At 71.6% G+C, this 19,691-nt stretch carries 15 protein-coding genes; 6 read left to right on the top strand and 9 right to left on the bottom strand.

The window, feature by feature from the left end:
- Positions 1 to 3 precede the first annotated feature (3 nt).
- From ACFP1Z_RS11315 to iolC, 5 genes are all read right to left on the bottom strand, one after another.
- The gene (locus ACFP1Z_RS11315; RefSeq protein WP_390315934.1) at positions 4 to 1,497 is read right to left on the bottom strand and encodes a CoA-acylating methylmalonate-semialdehyde dehydrogenase; all 1,494 of its coding nucleotides are present in this window, start codon (positions 1,495 to 1,497) and stop codon (positions 4 to 6) included.
- Positions 1,498 to 1,547: 50 nt separating this feature from the next.
- Entirely contained in the window at positions 1,548 to 3,422 is a 1,875-nt protein-coding gene (iolD, locus tag ACFP1Z_RS11310) for a 3D-(3,5/4)-trihydroxycyclohexane-1,2-dione acylhydrolase (decyclizing) (protein ID WP_390315933.1), read from the bottom strand.
- Positions 3,419 to 4,321 carry a 5-deoxy-glucuronate isomerase gene (gene iolB / locus ACFP1Z_RS11305; protein WP_390315931.1) on the bottom strand — a complete coding sequence of 301 codons (903 nt, stop codon included), beginning with the start codon at positions 4,319 to 4,321 and terminating at the stop codon, positions 3,419 to 3,421. Before iolB ends, iolD begins: the two co-directional genes overlap by 4 nt.
- 112 nt (positions 4,322 to 4,433) lie before the next feature.
- A complete protein-coding gene (locus tag ACFP1Z_RS11300; RefSeq protein WP_390315930.1) occupies positions 4,434 to 5,312 on the bottom strand; it encodes a Cgl0159 family (beta/alpha)8-fold protein in 879 nt (292 codons plus the stop codon).
- An 87-nt stretch (positions 5,313 to 5,399) separates the two neighbouring features.
- Positions 5,400 to 6,401 carry a 5-dehydro-2-deoxygluconokinase gene (gene iolC, locus ACFP1Z_RS11295; RefSeq protein ID WP_390315929.1) on the bottom strand — a complete coding sequence of 334 codons (1,002 nt, stop codon included), beginning with the start codon at positions 6,399 to 6,401 and terminating at the stop codon, positions 5,400 to 5,402.
- A gap of 265 nt (positions 6,402 to 6,666) precedes the next feature.
- Here iolC and ACFP1Z_RS11290 point away from each other — a divergent pair, with 265 nt between their 5' ends.
- The 4 genes from ACFP1Z_RS11290 (at position 6,667) to ACFP1Z_RS11275 (ending at position 11,374) form a co-directional block, all read left to right on the top strand.
- The gene (locus ACFP1Z_RS11290) at positions 6,667 to 7,587 is read left to right on the top strand and encodes a sugar phosphate isomerase/epimerase family protein (protein WP_390315928.1); all 921 of its coding nucleotides are present in this window, start codon (positions 6,667 to 6,669) and stop codon (positions 7,585 to 7,587) included.
- 34 nt (positions 7,588 to 7,621) lie between these two features.
- The gene (locus ACFP1Z_RS11285) at positions 7,622 to 8,641 is read left to right on the top strand and encodes a Gfo/Idh/MocA family protein (protein ID WP_390315927.1); all 1,020 of its coding nucleotides are present in this window, start codon (positions 7,622 to 7,624) and stop codon (positions 8,639 to 8,641) included.
- A gap of 284 nt (positions 8,642 to 8,925) precedes the next feature.
- Complete coding sequence (locus tag ACFP1Z_RS11280; RefSeq protein ID WP_390315926.1) at positions 8,926 to 10,341, top strand: sugar porter family MFS transporter; 1,416 nt, start codon at positions 8,926 to 8,928, stop codon at positions 10,339 to 10,341.
- Positions 10,342 to 10,372: 31 nt separating this feature from the next.
- The gene (locus ACFP1Z_RS11275; protein ID WP_390315925.1) at positions 10,373 to 11,374 is read left to right on the top strand and encodes a Gfo/Idh/MocA family protein; all 1,002 of its coding nucleotides are present in this window, start codon (positions 10,373 to 10,375) and stop codon (positions 11,372 to 11,374) included.
- A 65-nt stretch (positions 11,375 to 11,439) separates the two neighbouring features.
- On the opposite strand, the gene ACFP1Z_RS11270 is transcribed toward ACFP1Z_RS11275, so the two are convergent.
- Positions 11,440 to 12,450, bottom strand: coding sequence for an ArsR/SmtB family transcription factor (locus ACFP1Z_RS11270; protein WP_390315923.1), 1,011 nt, complete (start codon positions 12,448 to 12,450; stop codon positions 11,440 to 11,442).
- Between the two features lie 302 nt (positions 12,451 to 12,752).
- On the opposite strand from ACFP1Z_RS11270, the gene ACFP1Z_RS11265 reads away from it, so the two are divergent.
- Positions 12,753 to 14,816, top strand: coding sequence for a hypothetical protein (locus tag ACFP1Z_RS11265; RefSeq protein WP_390315922.1), 2,064 nt, complete (start codon positions 12,753 to 12,755; stop codon positions 14,814 to 14,816).
- 82 nt (positions 14,817 to 14,898) lie between these two features.
- Here ACFP1Z_RS11265 and ACFP1Z_RS11260 read toward each other — a convergent pair whose 3' ends face one another.
- Positions 14,899 to 15,879, bottom strand: coding sequence for an alpha/beta hydrolase (locus ACFP1Z_RS11260; RefSeq protein WP_390316293.1), 981 nt, complete (start codon positions 15,877 to 15,879; stop codon positions 14,899 to 14,901).
- Positions 15,880 to 16,420: 541 nt separating this feature from the next.
- Between ACFP1Z_RS11260 and ACFP1Z_RS11255 the strand changes: the two genes are divergently transcribed.
- Complete coding sequence (locus ACFP1Z_RS11255; protein ID WP_390315921.1) at positions 16,421 to 17,896, top strand: amino acid permease; 1,476 nt, start codon at positions 16,421 to 16,423, stop codon at positions 17,894 to 17,896.
- A 93-nt stretch (positions 17,897 to 17,989) separates the two neighbouring features.
- Here ACFP1Z_RS11255 and efeB read toward each other — a convergent pair whose 3' ends face one another.
- Together efeB and ACFP1Z_RS11245 are read right to left on the bottom strand one after the other, a co-directional pair.
- Positions 17,990 to 19,261: an iron uptake transporter deferrochelatase/peroxidase subunit gene (gene efeB, locus ACFP1Z_RS11250; RefSeq protein WP_390315919.1), complete on the bottom strand. Its 1,272-nt coding sequence runs from the start codon at positions 19,259 to 19,261 to the stop codon at positions 17,990 to 17,992.
- Between the two features lie 56 nt (positions 19,262 to 19,317).
- On the bottom strand, positions 19,318 to 19,691 hold a 374-nt coding region (locus ACFP1Z_RS11245; protein ID WP_390315918.1), incomplete at its 5' end, for a transposase.

Here is a 19,691-nt window from a genome sequence, read left to right as displayed (position 1 = left end):
GGCTCAGTGGTTGCTGGGGAAGCCCAGGTTGACGCCGCCGTCCTCGGGGTCGGGCCAGCGGGTGGTGATCACCTTGCCGCGGGTGTAGAAGTGCACGCCGTCGTTGCCGTAGACGTGGTGGTCGCCGAAGAGGGAGTCCTTCCAGCCGCCGAAGGAGTGGTAGCCGACAGGGACGGGGATGGGCACGTTGACGCCCACCATGCCCGCCTGTACCTCCAGCTGGAAGCGGCGGGCCGCGCCGCCGTCCCGCGTGAAGATCGCGGTGCCGTTGCCCCACGGCGAGGAGTTGATCAGCTCCATGGCCTGCTCGTAGCTGTCGGCGCGGACCAGGCACAGCACCGGGCCGAAGATCTCGTCGCGGTAGGCGTCCATGGCGGGCGTGACCTTGTCGAGCAGGGAGATGCCGAGCCAGTGGCCGTCCTCGTGGCCGGTGACGGTGAATCCGGTGCCGTCGAGGACGACTTCGGCTCCCTGCGCGGCCGCGCCGTGCACGTAGGAGGCGACCTTGTCCCGGTGCGCGCGGGTGATCAGCGGGCCCATCTCGGAGGCCGGGTCGTCGCCGGGGCCGATGCGCAGCTTCCCGGCGCGCTCCGTGATCTTCTCGATGAGGGGGTCGGCGGTGTCGCCGACGGCGACGAGCACGGAGACGGCCATGCAGCGCTCGCCCGCGGAGCCGTAGGCGGCGTTGATGGCGGCGTCGGCGGCCAGGTCGAGGTCGGCGTCGGGCAGCACGAGCATGTGGTTCTTGGCGCCGCCCAGCGCCTGCACCCGCTTGCCGTTGGCGGACGCGGTGGTGTGGATGTGGCGGGCGATGGGGGTGGAGCCGACGAACGAGACGGCCGCTATGTCCGGGTGCTCCAGCAGTCGGTCCACGGCCGCCTTGTCGCCGTTGACGACATTGAGGACGCCGTCGGGCAGGCCCGCCTCGGTGGCGAGTTCGGCGAGCCGCAGCGCGGCGGAGGGCACCTTCTCGCTGGGCTTGAGGACGAAGGTGTTGCCGCAGGCGATCGCGAGCGGGAACATCCACATCGGCACCATGGCCGGGAAGTTGAACGGGGTGATGCCCGCGACGACACCCAGCGGCTGCCGGATCGCGGCGACGTCCACGCGGGTGGAGACCTGGGTGGACAGCTCGCCCTTGAGCTTCTCCGTGATGCCGCAGGCGAGTTCGACGATCTCCAGGCCGCGCGCCACCTCGCCCAGCGCGTCGGCGTGCACCTTGCCGTGCTCGGCGGTGATCAGCCGCGCCAGCTCCTCACGGTGCGCGTCCAGCAGGGCCCGGTAGGCGAAGAGCACCGCGGTGCGCTTGGCCAGCGAGGTGGTGCCCCAGGTGCGGAAGGCGTCCTTGGCGGCGGCGACCGCCGTGTCGACCTCGTCGACGGAGGCGAGGGCGACCTGGGCGGTCCGCGCCCCGGTGGCCGGGTCGGTCACCGGGCCGTACGTGCCGGAGGTGCCCGCGACGGGCTTGCCGCCGATCCAGTGGTCGAGGGTCTTCATGGGTGGGGCCTTTCTCAAGTGCGGCTCGGGGTGCGGGGGGAGCTGTCGGGTCACAGGTGGTGGCGGCGGGCGGCGGCCTCGCGCTCGTAGCTCTCGCGGGCGGCGCGTGCCGCCGGGCGGGTCGCGGTCTCGGCGACGGGCACGTCCCACCAGGCCTGGGCGCCGGGGGCGGCGGGTGCGCCGGCGCCGGTGTCGGTCTCGACGTAGACGCAGGTGGGCCGGTCGGAGGCGCGCGCGGTGGCGAGGGCCTCGCGCAGTTCGGCGACGGTGGCGGCGCGCAGGACGTCCATGCCGAGGGAGGCGGCGTTGGCGGCGAGGTCGACCGGCAGCGGGTCCCCGGTGTACGTACCGTCCTCGCGGCGGAACCGGTAGGCGGTGCCGAAGCGTTCGCCGCCGACCTGCTGGGAGAGGCCGCCGATGGAGGCGTAGCCGTGGTTCTGCACGAGGACCACGTTGATGTTGATGCCTTCCTGCACGGCGGTGACGAGCTCGGTGGGCATCATCAGATAGGTGCCGTCGCCGACGAGGGCCCACACGGGCCGGTCGGGGGCGGCGAGGCGGACGCCGATGGCGGCGGGGATCTCGTATCCCATGCAGGAGTAGCCGTATTCGAGGTGGTACTGGCGGCGGGAGCGGGCCCGCCACAGCTTGTGCAGGTCGCCGGGGAGGGAGCCGGCGGCGTTGATGACGACGTCGTCGTCGCCGACGACCGCGTCGAGGGCGCCGAGCACCTGGGTCTGGGAGGGGCGGGCGGCCGGGTCGGGGGCGGCGTAGGCGGCGTCGACGAGCTCTTCCCAACGAGCCTTGCCCGTACGGTACTCGGCCTCGTAGGACTCCTCGACGCGGTGCCCGGCCAGCTCGCGGGTCAGGGCCTCCAGGCCGGTGCGCGCGTCGGCGACGAGGGAGAGGGCGCCGAGCTTGTGGGCGTCGAAGGAGGCGATGTTGAGGTTGAGGAAGCGGACGCCGGGGTGGGCGAAGAGGGTCGCGGAGGCGGTGGTGAAGTCGGTGTAGCGGGTGCCGACGCCGATGACGAGGTCGGCGGTGCGGGCGAGTTCGTCGGCGACGGCGGTGCCGGTGTGGCCGATGCCGCCGATGTCGGCGGGGTGGTCGTGGCGCAGCGAGCCCTTGCCGGCCTGGGTGGAGGCGACGGGGATGCCGGTGGCGTCGGCGAGGGCGCGCAGGGCGTCCTCGGCGGCGCTGTGGTGGATGCCGCCGCCGGCGACGATCAGGGGGCGGCGGGCGGCGCGGACGGCCGCGGCGGCCGCGGCGAGGGCGCGCGGGTCGGGGGCGGGGCGGTCGATGTGCCAGACGCGGTCGGCGAAGAACTCCTCGGGCCAGTCGTGGGCCTCGGCCTGGACGTCCTGCGGGAGGGCGAGGGTGACCGCGCCGGTCTCGACGGGGTCGGCGAGCACGCGCATGGCCTGCAGGGCGGCCGGGATCAGGGCCTCGGGCCGGGTGACGCGGTCGAAGTAGCGGGAGACGGGGCGCAGGCAGTCGTTGACCGACACGTCGCCCGCGTACGGCACTTCGAGCTGCTGGAGGACGGGGTCGGCGGGGCGGGTGGCGAAGACGTCGCCGGGCAGCAGCAGGACGGGCAGGCGGTTGATCGTGGCGAGGGCGGCGCCGGTGACGAGGTTGGTGGCGCCGGGGCCGATGGAGGTGGTGACGGCGTGGGCGGAGAGCCGGTCGTGCTGGCGGGCGTGGCCGACGGCGGCGTGCACCATGGCCTGTTCGTTGCGGCCCTGGAGGTAGGGCAGGGCGCCTTCGGACTCCAGCAGGGCCTGGCCGACGCCGGCGACGTTGCCGTGGCCGAAGATGCCCCAGCAGGCGCCGATCAGGCGCTGCCTGCGGCCGTCCCGCTCGGTGTACTGGTGGGTGAGGAACTCCACCAGGGCCTGGGCGACGGTGAGGCGTCGGGTGCTCATCGGGCTTCTCCTGCGGGCGCGGTGTAGAGGGGCAGTCGGGGGTCGACGGGCTGGTCGGGCCAGGTGGCGCGGATCCAGGCGTGGTCGGGGTGGTCGCAGATGAGCCACTCGCGGGTCCCGCCGGGCCCGGCCATGACGTTGAGGTAGTACATGTCGTGGCCGGGGGCGGCGATGGAGGGGCCGTGCCAGCCGTCGGGGATCAGTACGGCGTCGCCGCTGCGGACTTCGGCGAGGACGTCGGTGCGGCGGCCGTGGCCGGAGGGGGTCACGCGCTGGTAGCCGAGGCCGGGTGTGCCGTGGGCGGCGGCGATCTCGAAGTAGTAGATCTCCTCCAGTTGGGACTCCTCGCCGGGCCGGCACTCGTCGTGCTTGTGCGGCGGGTAGGAGGACCAGTTGCCGCCGGGGGTGAGGACTTCGACGGCGATGAGCTTGTCGCAGGCGAAGCTTCCGGCGGCGGCGAAGTTGTTGACCTGGCGGGAGCAGGCGCCGGTGCCGCGCAGTTCGACGGGGACGTCGGCGGCGGGGCCGTAGCGGGCGGGCAGCCGCTTGCCGCAGCGGGCGCCGGTGAGGGCGAAGCGGCCGCCCGTACGGCTCGTGAGGTGCAGCTGGTCGTCGCGCGGTACGTACGCGAAGTCGGTGACGCCGCTGAAGACGCTCTCGCGCCCGGCGAGTTCGAACGTCTCCCCGGTGCCGGTGGTGACCGCGCAGCCGCCGGACAGGGGCAGGACGATCCATTCGCTGTCGCCGGTGTCCATCATGTGCGCGCCGCCGGGCGGCAGTTCGACCACGCGCAGGGAGGAGTGGCTCCAGCCGGCCTGCTCCGGGCCGATGTCCAGGGCGTACGGGCCGTCGGCGGCGGTGCCGGACGGCAGGTGGAAGGGGGTGGCTTCGCTCCTCATGACGGCTCCTCGCAACGCTTTCGGCTCACGGTCCTCATGGCGCGCACGGTGTCCCCGCGCCCATGACGGCAAGTCTTCCACTGACCACTGACAGTCATCGTCCGCCCGCCGGTCACAGCAGGCCGACGGCGGTGTCCACGGCCTTGGCCACATCCCCGTCGGCGGGGTAGAGCAGGGAGCGGCCGACGATCAGGCCGCGGACGGTGGGCAGGCGCAGCGCGGTGCGCCACTTCTCGTAGGCGGCGTCCTGGTCGGCTCCGACCTCGCCGCCGAGGAGGACGGTGGGCAGGGTGGAGGTCTCGCAGACCCGGGCCATGTCGTCGGGGTCGGCGGTGACGGGGAGTTTGAGCCAGGTGTAGGCGGAGGTGCCGCCGAGGCCGGAGGCGATGGCGACGGAGGTGGTGACGGCCTGCGCGCTGAGGTCGTTGACGACCTTGCCGTCGATACGGCGGGAGATGAACGGCTCGACGAAGGTGGGCAGTCGCAGGGCGGCCATGGCGTCGATGGCGCGGGCGGTGGACTCCAGGGTGGTCAGGGAGCCGGGGTCGGCGTAGTCGATGCGCAGCAGGAGTTTCCCGGCGTCGAAGCCGAGCCGGGCGAGGTCCTCGGGGCGGTGTCCGGTGAAGCGGTCGTCCATCTCGAAGCCGGCGCCGGCCAGTCCGCCGCGGTTGAGGGAACCCATGGCGATCTTGCCGTCGAGGGCGCCGAGGAGCAGCAGGTCCTCCAGGATGTCGGCGGTGGCGAGGACGCCGTCGACGCCGGGCCGGGAGAGCGCGAGGCACAGCCGTTCCAGCAGTTCGGGGCGGTTGGCCATGGCGAGTCTGCGGTCACCGACGGCGAGGGCGCCGCGTGCGGGGTGGTCGGCGGCGACGATCATGAGCCGGCCGCTGTCGCCGAGCAGGGGGCGCCGGGTGCGGCGCGCGGCGGCCTCCGCGACGGCTTCGGGGCGGGTGGCCCGCAGCGTCACGATGTCGGGGATCCGGATGGTCAAGGCGTCTCTCACCTTCTGGGGACGTGGGCCGTAACGGTTCGGCAGGCGGCCCGGGTGCGGCGGCTCGCGGGGGGCGGGCGCGCGCGGTCAGCGGCTTGCGAGGAACTTTTCGAGTTCGTCGGCGGTCGGCATGGCGGAGGAGCAGGCCAGTCGGCCGGCCACGAGGGCGCCGGCGGCGTTGGCGTGGCGCATGACGTCCTCCAGCGGGCGGCCGGCGAGCAGTCCGTGGCACAGGGCGCCGCCGAACGCGTCGCCCGCGCCGAGGCCGTTGACGACCTCGACGGGGGTGGGCGGGACCTCGGCGGTGCGGCCGTCGCGGTGGACGGCGAGGACGCCCCTGGGCCCCTGCTTGATGACGGCGAGTTCGACACCCATGTCGAGCAGGGCGCGGGCGCAGGCGTGGGGGTCGCGCAGTCCGGTGGCGACCTCGGCCTCGTCGAGGTTGCCGACGGCGACGGTGGTGTGGGCGAGCGCGGCCTCGTAGTAGGGGCGGGCCGTGGCCATGGCGGTGGCCCCGGTGGCGCCGCCCGCGCCGGAGGCGCCGCCCTCGCCGCCCCAGAACAGGGGCCGCCAGTCGAGGTCGAAGACGGTGGTTCCGCTCTTGGCGCGGGCTTCGAGGGCGGCGAGGGTGGCGCTCCGGCTGGGTTCCTCGCACAGTCCGGTGCCGGTGATCCAGAAGACGCGGGCGGCGCGGATCGCGTCGAGGTCGAGTTCCTCGGGCTGGATGACGAGGTCGGGGGCCTTGGGGCGGCGGTAGAAGTAGAGGGGGAAGTCGTCGGGCGGGAAGATCTCGCAGAAGGTGACGGGGGTCGGGTACCGCTCGACGGGGGTCACCCAGCGGTCGTCGACGCCGAACTCCCGTAGCGCCTTGTGGACATAGTCGCCGAAGGGGTCGCGGCCGGTGCGGCTGATGACGGCGGTGCGGCGGCCGAGGCGGGCGGCGGCCACGGCGACGTTGGTGGCCGAGCCGCCGAGGAATTTGCCGAAGGTCTCGACGTCGGCCAGGGACACCCCGGTCTGCAGGGGGTAGATGTCCACCCCGGTCCGGCCCATGGTGATGACGTCGTACGGCTCGGTCGTGCCTGCCATGTCTGCCCTTTCGCTTCGGCCGTGTCGGCTTCGCTCACAGGTCTAACGGGCGGGATCGGAACCTGTCAACAGTTTGTCCTGACATTCTGACGTCGAGGGTGCGGGCGGGGCCGCGGACCGCGGGAGCACGGGCGGGCGACCGGGGGATGACAACGTCCTTACGTCCGTATGTCATGACGAAGTCTTGACACCTGCGGGAGCGGTGGGGAGGCTGTGCCCCAACACCCCACCGGTCACCGTCGACCGGCGAGAGGAGAGCCGCAGCATGTCCGCATCCAGCGTGTCCCCGCCCGTACTGGACCGCATCCGTATCGGATCCGCCCCCGACTCCTGGGGAGTGTGGTTCCCCGACGACGAGCAGCAGGTCCCCTGGCAGCGCTTCCTCGACGAGGTCGCCGACGCCGGATACGAGTGGATCGAGCTCGGGCCGTACGGATACCTCCCCACCGACCCCGCCGTCCTGCGCGAGGAGACCGCCCGCCGGGGGCTCAAGGTCTCGGCAGGCACGATCTTCACCTCCCTCCACCACGGCCCCGCCGTATGGGAGAAGACCTGGGACCACGTCACCCAAGTCGCCACCCTCGCCCAGCAGATGGACGCGAGCCACCTCGTCGTCATCCCCTCCTTCTGGCGCGACGACAAGACCGCCGAGGAGCTGGAGCCGCGCGAACTCACCGGCCAGCAGTGGCGGCACCTCACCAGCGGCATGGAGAAGCTGAGCCGCCGCGTGCGCGAGGAGTTCGGGCTGGAGATCGCCGTGCACCCGCACGCCGACACCCACATCGACACCGAGGAGCACGTCGAGCGCTTCCTCGACGCCACCGACTCGGACCTGGTCAACCTCTGCCTGGACACCGGCCACTACGCCTACTGCGGCGGCGACAGCGTCAAGCTGCTGCGCACCTACGGCGAGCGCGTCAACTACCTGCACCTCAAGCAGGTCGACCCGGGCATCCTCGCCGACGTCGTCAAGCAGGGCACCCCCTTCGGACCCGCCGTCCAGCAGGGCGTGATGTGCGAACCGCCGCTGGGCGTCCCCTCGTTGCCGCCCGTGCTGGAGGCCGCCCAGGGCCTGGGCGTCGAGCTCTTCGCGATCGTCGAGCAGGACATGTACCCCTGCCCGCCCGACCGGCCGCTGCCGATCGCCCGGCGCACACGCCGCTACCTGCGCTCCTGCGGCGCCTGACCCCATTCCCCACAGAAGCAAGAAGACTCACGTGATGAACCACCAGGGAACCCTCGGCGTCGCCGTCATCGGCACCGGGCGGATGGGCGCGGACCATGTGCGCCGGATCGACACGGTCATCAGCGGGGCGCGGGTCGCCGCGGTCGTCGACATCGACGCGGAGCGCGCGGAGAAGGTCGCGCGCGGCATCGAGGGCTGCACCCCCCACACCGACCTCGCCGCCGCGATGGCCGACCCCGCCGTGGACGCGGTCCTCATCGCCTCCCCCGGCCCGGCCCACGAGGCCGCCCTCCTCGCCGCCTTCGAACGCGACCTGCCCGTCCTGTGCGAGAAGCCGCTCACCCCGGACGCGGCGTCCGCCCTGCGCGTCCTGCGCGCCGAGCAGGCGCTCGGGCACCGGCGCACGCAGGTCGGCTTCATGCGCCGCTACGACGCCGGATACCTCAGGCTCAAGTCCCTGCTGGACGCCGGGACGTACGGGCGCACGCTGATGCTGCACAACAAGCACCGCAACCCCGCCACCCCGCCGGGCTTCACCGACGCGATGCTCGTCAACGACTCCGTGGTCCACGAGATCGACACCACCCGCTGGCTGCTCGGCGAGGAGATCACGGCCGTGCGGGTGCTGCGCCCGGTCCCCAGCGGCAACGCCCCCGACGGCCTGGGCGACCCCTCGCTGTTCCTCTTCGAGACGAGCGCGGGACAGGTCGTGGACACCGAGCTGTTCCAGAACTGCGGCTTCGGCTACCAGGTCGTCTGCGAGGCGGTCTGCGAGCGCGGCACCGCCCGTACCGGCGACGACCACGGCCTGGTCGTCAACTCCGAGGGCCACTGGGGCGGTTCGATCACCCCCGGCTTCGTCGAGCGCTTCGCCGACGCCTACGACCGGCAGGTCCAGCGCTGGGTGGACGCGACCCGGCGCGGCGAGGTCGAGGGCCCCAGCTGCTGGGACGGCTACGCGGCCGCCGCCGTGTGCGAGGCCGGCGTCCGCGCCCAGCTCACGGGTGACCGCGTCGCGGTCGAACTCGTCGAACGGCCCGCCCTGTACAGCTGAACACCCGCCGCACAGCCACGTCGGACAGACACCCGGTCCCGTCGGCCTCCCCGCCGGCCGCCGCCGGCACGGGACGCCGTACGCACACCACCACGCCCCTCGTCACCGTGCCCCCCGCCGGGCGGAACCCCGGGCCCGCCCCGCCCGAGGGTTCCGCGGGCCGCGGACACGGCGACGGGGGCCCGGGGAGAGTCCCCGGAACACCACCCCACGCACCGAAAGGCCCCCACCGCCATGAAGGTTGCTCCCGAACCCTGCCCGTGTCCGCGCCGGAGCAGGCCGGCATGACCGCCCCGACCGCCTCCACGACCGGCGCGGGCACCCCCCGGACCCAGCGCACCGCCAAGCGCTTCATCGTCTCCATAGCCGCGATCGCCGCGATCGGCGGCGCCCTGTTCGGCTACGACACCGGCGTCATCGCCGGCGCGCTCCCCTTCATGGAGCAGCACTTCTCCCTCGACTCGCTCGGCGAGGGCGTCATCACCAGCGCCCTGCTGATCGGCGCCGCCTTCGGCTCGCTGGCCGGCGGACGGATGTCGGACCGGCTGGGCCGCAAGCCGGCCCTGCTGTGGGCGGGCGCCGTCTTCATCGGCGGCGCGCTCGCCGTCGCGCTCGCCCCCACCGTGCCGATCATGGTCGCCGCCCGCTTCCTCCTCGGCCTCGCGGTGGGCAGCGCCTCCGTCATCACCCCCCTGTACCTGTCGGAGATCGCGCCCCCGCACATCCGGGGCCGCCTGGTCTCCTTCAACGCCCTGATGATCGTCAGCGGTCAGCTCCTGGCGTACGTCATCAACGCGGTGCTCGCCCAGTGGGAGGCCTGGCGCTGGATGCTGGGCCTGGCCGCGCTGCCCGCGGTCGCCCTGTTCATCGGGATGTTCTTCCTGCCCGACACACCGCGCTGGTACATCAGCAAGGGCCGCGACGACGAGGCCGCCGCCGTGCTGCGCCGTACGCTGCCGGACGGGCAGGTCGCCGACGAGCTGGCCCGCATCGACCACGCGCGCGCCCTGGAGGAGAGCGCGCAGGCCGGGGCCTGGCAGCAGCTGCGCACGCCCTGGATCCGGCGCATCCTGCTCATCGGCATCGGGCTCGCGGTCGTGCAGCAGATCACCGGCGTCAACGCGGTCATCTACTTCGCGCCCAAGATCCTGGAGTCCACCGGGATGGGCACCAACGCGGCGATCACCGCGAGCATCGCGGTCGGCGCGGTGTCCGTGGCCGCCACCGCCGTCGGCATGTCGCTCATCGACCGGCTGGGCCGGCGTCCGATGCTCATGGGCGGCCTGACCGGAATGGCGGTCTCGCTCGTCGCCCTCGGCGCCTCCTTCCACCTGCCGAGGTCCACGGCGACCAGCTGGCTCGTCCTGGGACTGATGGTGCTGTACATGGCCTTCATGCAGGCCACACTGAACACCGGGGTGTGGCTGCTGCTCGCGGAGATGTTCCCGCTGAAGGTGCGCGGACTGGCCATGGGGGCCGCCGTGTTCATGATGTGGCTGGTCAACTTCACGGTGGCGCTGGTCTTCCCCGTGCTGCTGGACGCGGCCGGCGCGAGCGTGACCTTCTGGATCTTCGCGGTGATGTGCGTGCTGTCCTTCGTCTTCTGCAAGCGGTATGCCCCCGAGACCAAGGGCATGGCGCTGGAGGACCTGGAGCACGAGCTGCGCAGGGCGGCGGCCGCCGGCCGACCCGCCTCCTGACGAACGACCCCTCCGGGAAAGGGAGACCACCATGAAGATCGGCCTGATCGGCACCGGACGCATCGGCGCTTTCCACGCCGAGACCCTCAAGGACGTACCCGGCGTCGACGCGATCGTCGTCGCCGACGCGGACGCCGCCCGCGCCCGCGCCCTCGCGGACAAGCTCGGCCTCGAAGCGGCGGGCAGCATCGCGGAGTTGTACGCGGCGGGCCCCGACGGCGTCGTCGTGGCCGCGGCGACCAGCGCCCACGCCGAGCTCCTGCACCAGGCCCTCGACCACCGGGTGCCGGTCTTCTGCGAGAAGCCCGTCGCCCTGGACGTGCCCGGCACGCTCGCCGTCGTCGAGCGCGCGGAAGGCGGCGACGTGCCCGTGCAGATCGGTTTCCAGCGCCGCTTCGACGCCGGGTACCGCGCGGCCCGCGAGGCCTTCCGCTCGGGCGAACTGGGCTGGATCCACACCCTGCGCGCGTGCACGAGCGACGCGAGCCCGCCGCCGCCCGCGTTCATCCCCACCTCCGGGGGCCTGTTCCGGGACTGCTCCATCCACGACTTCGACATCATGCGCTGGCTGACCGGCCGCGAGGTCGTCTCCGTGTACGCGCAGGGCGCCAACCGGGGCGCGCCGTTCTTCACCGAGGGCGGCGACGTGGACACATGCGCGGCGCTGCTGCGCTTCGACGACGGCATGCTCGCCACGGTCACGGCGACGCGGTACAACGGCGCGGGCCACGACGTGCGCCTGGAGGTGTGCGGATCGCGGGGCGCCCGTTTCGTCGGCCTGGACGACCGCGCGCCCATGCCGACGGCCGAACGGGCCCTGTCGTGGCGGCAGTCCACGCCGTACGCGACGTTCATGGAGCGCTTCCACGACGCGTACGTCACCGAACTCGGCACGTTCGTCGAGGTCGCGGCGGGCCGGGCGCCGAGCCCCTGCACCCCGGCCGAGGCACTGGAGGCCCTGTACGTCGCCGAGGCCTGCGACCGTTCCCGGCGCACCGGTGAGCCGGTCGAGGTCGCGGACGTACGGGCCTGACGCCCGGCGAAAGCCACCCGGACCGCCGCTCATGCGCGGGCCCCCTCCCCCGCGCATGAGCGGCCTCAGCGGGCGCCGTTCTCCAGCAGCGCTCTGCCCAGCGGGGTCAGCGAGTGCAGGACGGAGGAGCCCGCGCGCCGGGTGGTCAGGAGGCCTGCCGCGCGCAGCACGGTGGCGTGTTCGCTCGCCGAGGCCGGGGAGACGTGCGCGCGGCGGGCGAGCTCGGCCGTACTGCCGTCGAGGGCGGCGGCCTCCAGGACGCGGGCGCGGGTGCGGCCCATCAGGGCTTCGAGCGCGGCGAGTTGACCCCCTCCGGTGCCCGCGGGCGCGAGGACCGACTGGTAGGCGGCCAGGTCGCGGGCGACCGGGTAGCGGCATTCCAGGGGCGCGTCGGGGTCGGCGTTGTCGAGCCGGAAGACGGGGGCGGTGAGGAAGAAGGTGGGGGTGAGCAGCAGGCCGCGGCCGCCCAGGTGCAGGTCGACGTCCATCGTGCAGTGGCCGTGCAGGACGGGCGACTCCCAGCGCAGGGTGGGATGGAGGGTGGCCAGGAGGTGTTCGGCGCCGTGCTCGGCGAGCAGGCGCGTCCGGTGGGCCCGGTCGGCCTGGACGCAGGCGGCGAGCTGGGACCAGTAGGGGGCGAGGGCGCTGTCGTAGTAGGCGCGGAAGGCCCGGTCCACGAGCCGGGCGGCCTCGCGGTCGCCGGAGTGCAGTGCGCCGATCCAGCGGGGCACGGCCGGCCGCCACTCCTCGGCCGCCGCCAGGTCGACGCTCCAGGTGCGGCCCGGCATGCTCCAGGTGGCCTGGAGGCTGTGCTCGATGGAGGTGGAGCCGCGCGTCCTGATGAACGCCTCGGGCACGTACTCCCCCAGTCCGGGCGGGGCGAGTTCGAGCAGCGGGCGCACGGCCGGGCTCAGACCGCGCAGCGACCGCTGCCGCCAGCCGTCGAGCGCGGGCGCCCCGAGTCCCGGCGTCTGCAGCAGGGGAAGGCTGAACGTCGCTTCCGCGAGGGGGTCGGGGGTGGGGGCGATACGTACCCGGCCGAGGTCCTCGGAGCCGAAGTGCAGGCGCAGAGCCATGGGTTCCTGACGTGCGTACGGTCGGTGTCGGAATAGATCATTCCGGTTATATCAGGCCGCGCTCCGTCCGAATTCGACCGGGCCCGCGCTGTCACGGCCGGAGCCGCACGAACCCCCGCCGACCGGAGGGGTCGACCGGGTCCCCGGGACTACACGCTCCGGCCGAAAGGTCATTGTCGGCGCCATTGCCGGACGTGAAGTCTGAGGAACCCGCCGGGAATTCGGCGCCGGCCGCCTCCGCACACGCCGTCGCCCGCTCCCGGCTGCCTGCTTCCTCCGGAACAAGGAACAAAAGGACAGCGATGCGCCTCAGATGGACCACGGCAACTGCCCACGTGCTCCTGCTCACTTCCGCCTTCGTGGCGATCGATCTCTCGGTCGCACAGGCGAAACCCGCGCCCCCGGTGGCGGAGGCCGCCCCCGCCGCCGGGGCGGAATCCTCCCGGGCCCTGCCCGATTTCGTCTACCGGGGCGTCAGCCTGTGGCCCGAGCGGCACGCCGGCGACAATCCCACGTACGGCTCCAGCACCGAGCTGTACACCGAGCCGAACCCCGGGCGTGCATTCCGCGAAGGAATGCACGCCCGGCTCCGGGACGAACAGGCGGCCCGTACCTTCTCCATCGAGCGGCATCTGCAGGGCGGCGACCGCAACATCAGCCCGTACATCTCCACCACGGAAAGCCTGGAGACCGCCAAGGAGTTCGCGCTGGGCACCGGAGGCGCCCCGCAGACCTACGGCTTCGAGCTCCGTAAGGGGCCGGACGGCACCGTACGCAAGTACGCGGTGGGCCGCGGCATCGTCTACATGATCAAGCCGACGCGCTCCAACATGGTCTATGTCGAGGAGGCCGCGCAACGGGAGGGCGTGGCCGACAAGGCATCGGTGCGCACGAAGTTCAGCCAGAAGGAATGGGCGGCCTTCTGGAAGATCGATCCGCAGAACATCTACGCGGCCCAGGTGTACGAGAAGGTCGCCGAGGTCGACGACCAGGGGCGGATCGGGACGTGGTCGAAGGCGGAGATCTCCCGCTACGACTTCACGATCGACGGGGAGAAGCTCAAGAGCTTCCAGATCAACGGCAACTTCAATGCCGAGCACCCCGGTTACACCCCGGCGGGCATGCCGTGCTCGCCGGGTGGCGCTGCCGGCCGGGCGAAGCGCTCGCTGTCGGCGTGCGAGACGGGAACGCCGGGCGAGGAGCGTCCGACCGGGCAGCCCGGCGAGGAGCCGACGGCGAAGCCGGGTGAGAAGCCGGTCGTCGAGCCGTCGGCGAAGGAGCTGGAGGCCCTGGAGGCCCGGCAGATCGAGGAAGCGTTCGCCCGGCTCGCCGGCAAGTACGCGCTGAACGTGGTCGACACCGACGGCCGCAGGCTTTCCGTCTCCGACATTCACGCCCGTATCCGTGGTTACACCAAACTCTCGCCGCAGGCGAAGGCGACGGTGCGCGCGAAGCTGAAGGCCGCGGGCAGCACGGCGAAGGGCGCGCTGTTGGTCGCCGGCGGGGTGCTGTGGGCGAAGGGCGTGTACGAGGCGTTCGCGGAGGAGACCACGAGTCTGGACAAGGCCGCGGCCATCACGGCGATCGTGCCGTTCGTGGGCTGCGGCACGCAGGCGGGCGCGAGCGCCGAGAAGGGCGCGGTCGATGTGGAGGACACGGTCGCGTGTTTCGGCGGTGACGCGCTGACGGTCTCCCCGCTGTGGCCGCTGGGGCTGACCGTGCACGGGGTCCGCTATTTCGAGCAGTCGTGGAAGGCGGCGCAGATCCCGTCCGAGACGGTGTTCCGGGAGCACCGGGACAAGGCGTGGCAGGAGTCCTTCGACGCCTTCCGCGCGAACGGCGGTTTCGACAAGCTGGTCAAGGCGGCGCTCGCGACGGAGAAGCAGCAGCTGGAGGCCGAGAAGGCCGTCGTACTGCACGATGCCGCAGAGGAGATCGCCGCCGTGGAGCGGCGGTTCGGGCCGATCATCGCCGAGGCGCCGGACGCGCAGGAGCGCGCGAAGCGCGAACAGAATTCCCGGCTCCTGATCCGGGGTGTCGAGAAGCGGGCCGAGGAGCGGATCGCCGCGCTGCCGGACAAGCTGCGCAAGCATTACGACAAGGCGATCCGGGACGCGTTGGTGGAGCGCGCCAGGGAGTACAACGAGGAGTTCATCAAGCAGCAGGTCGACATCGAGCGCTGGAAGGAGGACCCCTGGCAGTCGGGGGTGACCGGACCGCGCATGTCCCGTGAGGACCGTGAGAAGTATCTGAAGGCGGTCGTTCAGCTGCTGCGGGACAAGCTGCCGCCCGTGCCGCACGAGAACGACATCAATCTCGGGATCCATGTGATCCGGCAGAACGCGGAGAGCGCGCGGCAGGGTTGACGGACGAGGTACGAGGCCGGGGCCCTCACCGCGTGGTGAGGGCCCCGGCCCTGTGTGAAGGACCCCTGTGCGGAGGACAAGGTCAGGACGAGGGCGTCGGCCCTTCCAGTTGCTCGCAGATCCACTTCATGGGATCGGCCATGTTCGAGCCGTAGGTGGCGCCGTTGTGCGTGCCGCCCGCTATCTCCCAGAGCTTGGTGTGGACGGGCCCCTTGCCGTACGTCGCCATGAACTTCTTGACGTCGGACATGGTCTTCGCGTTCTCCCGTGTGCCGACCTGGAAGGCCAGGTAGACCTCCGGCCCGCCCTTGGCCGCGAGTTCCTTCGCCAGCACCTCCGGGTTGTTCTCCTGCATCTCCTTGGGGTGGCCGCGCCACAGCGGGGAGTCGGGGACGATGTCGGGGCCGTTGGCTATGGCGGCCTTGAACCTGTCCGGGTACTTGAGCACGGACTTCAGGCTCGCGAAGCCACCGGTCGAGGAACCCATGAAGGCCCAGCCGTCACGGGACTTGATGGTGCGGAAGTTGGCCTTCATCAGATCGGGCACGTCCTCGGTGAGCCAGGTGCCCATCTTCTGCTGCCCGGGGATGTCACTGCCGTCCCAGTAGATTCCCTTGTCGTCGGGGCCGGGGTTGAGGACGGGCATGGCCACGAGGAACGGCTTGCTGACGCCCTCGCTGTACCACTTGGAGATCGCCTTCTGGAGGGAGAAGCCGCCGGGCGTGCCCATCCAGTAGTTGCTGTTGTATCCGGGGCCGCCGGGCAGGGCGATCAGCACGGGGAAGCCGCTCTTGGCGAACTTCGGGTCGTCGGTGTACTCCTTGGGCGCCCAGACCCACACCTTGCCCTTGAACCCGGACTTCTTTCCGTCCAGGGTGACGACGCTGATGTGCGTGCCGTCACTCATGGTGTTGGCGTTCTTGAAATCGGCCTGCGGACCGGTGGGCATGAGCGTCTTGGAGTCCACGCCCTGGGCGGGCTTCCCGCCGTTCGCGTTGTCCGCCTGGCCGTAGCTGACAGAATCGCCCTTGTCCGTGAAGGGCGGGATCTGGAAGTAGCTCATCACGGGCCAGGCGACGAGCCCGAGCGCGACAACGGATGCCACCCCGACGAACCATCGCTTGGCGCGGGACGCGCGCCGGCGCCCTCGGGACTGGTACCCGGCAGGTGGATTCGGGTAAGACATCACGCAACTCCGGCTGCTGCTGCCCGCAGGGGCAATTCGGTCAGTTCTGTCCTGTCGTCCCTCCAGGATGAGCGAACCGGGGCCGAGGGTTCCCTGAGCGGCCGATCACGCGTGCGTTGCCGCAACGGCTGTGACGGAGGGTGCCGAACGCGTCACACGAAAAACTCCGAGCGCGCTCCGCAACAGCACGATTACGCTCTTTTTCTCCTCGCGCGGTCCGCAAAGAGGAGGCGGCTCTCCAGGGGCTCCCCCGCGCCTGTCACCGCACAGTGTCCGGAATATCAATTTCCGTTCAACCCTTGACGACGACAAAGTGCGCCTTCAACATTCACGCAAGGACCTCGCCTTTCCCGAGGCCCACGATGTCATCGCCGTGCGGCCCTGGTCCTGCTCCCCCTCCCAGAAGGCGAAGACATCTATGAGTGACCGCACGCTCACTGCGGCCGATCTCCAGCCCGGAACTGCCTCCGGTGCCCCTGCCCAGCCGGCGTCCCCGCATGTCGACGCCGGTGACGCGGGATACAGCAAGGATCTCAAGTCCCGCCACATCAACATGATCGCCATCGGCGGGGCGATCGGCACCGGTCTCTTCCTCGGCGCCGGCGGCCGCCTCGCGAACGCGGGCCCCTCCCTGTTCATCGCCTACGCGGTGTGCGGCGTCTTCGCCTTCTTCGTGGTGCGCGCGCTGGGCGAACTGGTCCTGTACCGGCCCTCGTCCGGTGCTTTCGTCTCCTACGCCCGTGAATTCATGGGCGAGAAGGGGGCGTTCGCCGCCGGCTGGCTGTACTTCCTCAACTGGGCCACCACCGGCATCGCCGACATCACGGCCGTCGCCACGTACACCCATTACTGGAGTCTGTTCAGCGACATTCCGCAGTGGGTGCTCGCGCTCATCGCCCTCGCGGTCGTCCTCGCCGTGAACCTCATCTCGGTGAAGTACTTCGGCGAGATGGAGTTCTGGTTCGCCATCGTCAAGGTCTCGGCGCTCGTGGTCTTCATGGGCATCGGCATCTTCCTGCTCGCGACCCAGCACCCGGTCGACGGGCACACCCCGGGCCTGTCCACGATCACGGACAACGGCGGCCTCTTCCCCTCGGGCTTCATGCCGATGCTGCTGCTCATCCAGGGCGTCGTCTTCGCCTACGCCTCCGTGGAGCTGTGCGGCGTCGCCGCCGGTGAGACCCGTAACCCCGAGAAGATCATGCCGAAGGCGATCAACTCGATCATGTGGCGGGTGGGCCTGTTCTACGTCGGCTCGGTCGTCCTGCTCGCGCTGCTGCTCCCCTACAACGCCTACACCGGCGGCGAGAGCCCCTTCGTCACCGTCCTGTCGAAGATCGGTGTCCCGGGCGCGGCCGGAGTGATGAACCTCGTCGTCCTCACGGCGGCGCTCTCCAGCCTCAACTCCGGTCTCTACTCGACCGGCCGCATCCTGCGTTCGATGGCGATGTCGGGCTCGGCGCCGAAGTTCACCGCCCGGATGAACAAGGGCCAGGTGCCCTACGGCGGCATCCTGCTCACCGCGTTCTTCTGCGTGCTGGGTGTCGGGCTCAACTTCGTCGTCCCGGCGGACGCGTTCGAGATCGTGCTGAACTTCGCCGCGATCGGCATCATCGGCACCTGGGGCATGATCATGCTCTGTTCCCTGCTGTTCTGGCGCCGTGCCCGCCAGGGCCGGCTCGTCCGCCCCGGCTACCGGCTCCCCTGGGCCCCGTACACCCAGATCGTCACGCTGGTCTTCCTCGCCGGTGTCCTCGGCCTGATGGCCGCCGACCCCGGACCCGGCCGCACCACGGTCCTGTGCCTGCCGCTCATCGCGGCGGCGCTGGTCGGCGGCTGGTACGTGGTCCGGGGCCGGGTCTCCCGGACGGCGCGCGAGCGGGCCGAAGGCTGAACTGTATGAGCTGTACGAGCGGTACGGGCTGAAGTGCCGTGCGGGGCGGGGCTGTCGTGAACAGCCCCGCCCCGCACGGACGTCACGGCCGGCTCAGCTCTCCAGCAGGCTCCGGCCCAGCCAGTCCCTGGCGTCCCTGACCCCGGGCAGGGCGAAGAAGTAGCCGCCGCCCGTGGGCGAGATGTAGTCGACGAGCGGCTCGTCCTTCAGCCGCTCCTGGTTGGCCTCGAACTGCCGCTGCACGTCCTGCTGGTAGCAGCAGAAGACGAGCCCCATGTCGAGGTTGCCGACGCTGTCGACGCCCCGGTCGTAGTTGTAACCGCGCCGCAGGATGCGGGAGTCGTCGGTCTGCGCGGTGCGCGGGTTGGCCCTGCGGATGTGCGCGGTGAGCGGAATGGCCTCGCCCTTGGGGTCCTTGGCGTAGTGGGGGACGTCCGTCTCCTTCGCGCCGTCCAGGGGCGCGCCGGTGTCCTTGCGGCGGCCGAACATCTTCTCCTGCTCGGTGAGCGAGACCCGGTCCCAGAACTCGACGAGCATGCGGATGATCCGGACGACCTGGTAGCTGCCGCCGACGGTCCAGGCGGGCTCGCCGAGACCGTCGGTGATCCACACCAGGCGGTTCATCTCGCGGGCGGACGCCGTGTCGGGGTTGGCGATACCGTCCTTGAAGCCGAGGAGGTTGCGCTGGGTGCCGGTGGGACGCGGCGGGTTCTGGAAACCGTCGATACGCCACTTCACCTGCATGGCGCCGCGTGTGTGCCGGGCTATGTCCCGCAGGGCGTGCAGGACGGTGTCCTGCCGGTTCGCACAGATCTGCAAGGAGATGTCGCCGTGGCACTCGGCGGGCTGCAGGTTGTCGTTGGGGAAGGTGCGCATGGGGGTGAGCCGGCGCGGCCTGGCGTGCGCGAGCCCGTAGCGGTCGTCGAAGAGGGAGGCGCCGACGCCGACGGTGACGGTGAGCCGGTCGGCGGGGACGCTCGGGCCGAGGATGCCGCTGTCCGAGGGCGGGGCACCGACCCCGAGGTCGACGGGGGTGCCGCCGGCGGTCAGGAAGCGGGCGCGCTCGGTGAGGGTGCGCAGCAGGTCCGTCAGGCCCTTGCGGTCCTCGGCGATGACGTTGAGGGACACGAAGCTCGCGGCGGTGGGCTGCGGGGTGGTGATGCCCGCCTGGTGGGTGCCGTGGAAGGCGGTGCTGCCGCCGCTGTCCTCCTCGGCGGCCCGCGCCGGGGCGGCCCCGGCCTGCCCGAGCGCGAAGCCGCCGCCGGCCAGCGCGGCCCCGGCCGCGCCCGCCCCCAGTGCCGTCTTGACGAAGCCCCGGCGGCCGGCGGTGAAGCCGTCCTGCGGGCGTGCGGAGTCGGCGGTCATGCGTGTTCCTTTCGGAAGGAGCGGGGTGTGACGGGGGGGTGCCTCTATGTCCTTCGTCAAGCGAAGCGAGGCGTTCGGGGTTCGTAGAAGGTGCCGTCGCGGAGCATCGCGAACAGCACGTTGATGCGTTGCCGGGCCAGGCGGAGAAGTGCCTGGGTATGGGTCTTTCCTCTGGCTCGGCATTTGTCGTAGTAGGTGCGGGAGGCGGGGTCGTGCAGGGCGGCGAACGCGGAGAGGAACATGGCGCGTTTGAGGACGCGGTTGCCGCCTCTGGGGGCGTGTTCGCCGTGGATCGAGGTGCCCGACGACTTGGTGGCCGGGGCGAGGCCGGCGTAGGAGGCCAGGTGGGCGGAGGTGGGGAAGCTGGTGCCGTCGCCGACGGTGACCAGCAGTGTGGCGGCGGTCCTGACCGCGACCCCCGGCATCGAGG

The organism is Streptomyces gamaensis (assembly GCF_042656465.1).
GTDB classification, from domain to species: Bacteria; Actinomycetota; Actinomycetes; order Streptomycetales; family Streptomycetaceae; genus Streptomyces; species Streptomyces gamaensis.
The sequence above is the reverse complement of the archived record's forward strand: the minus strand, read 5'-3'. Positions and strand labels throughout refer to the sequence as shown.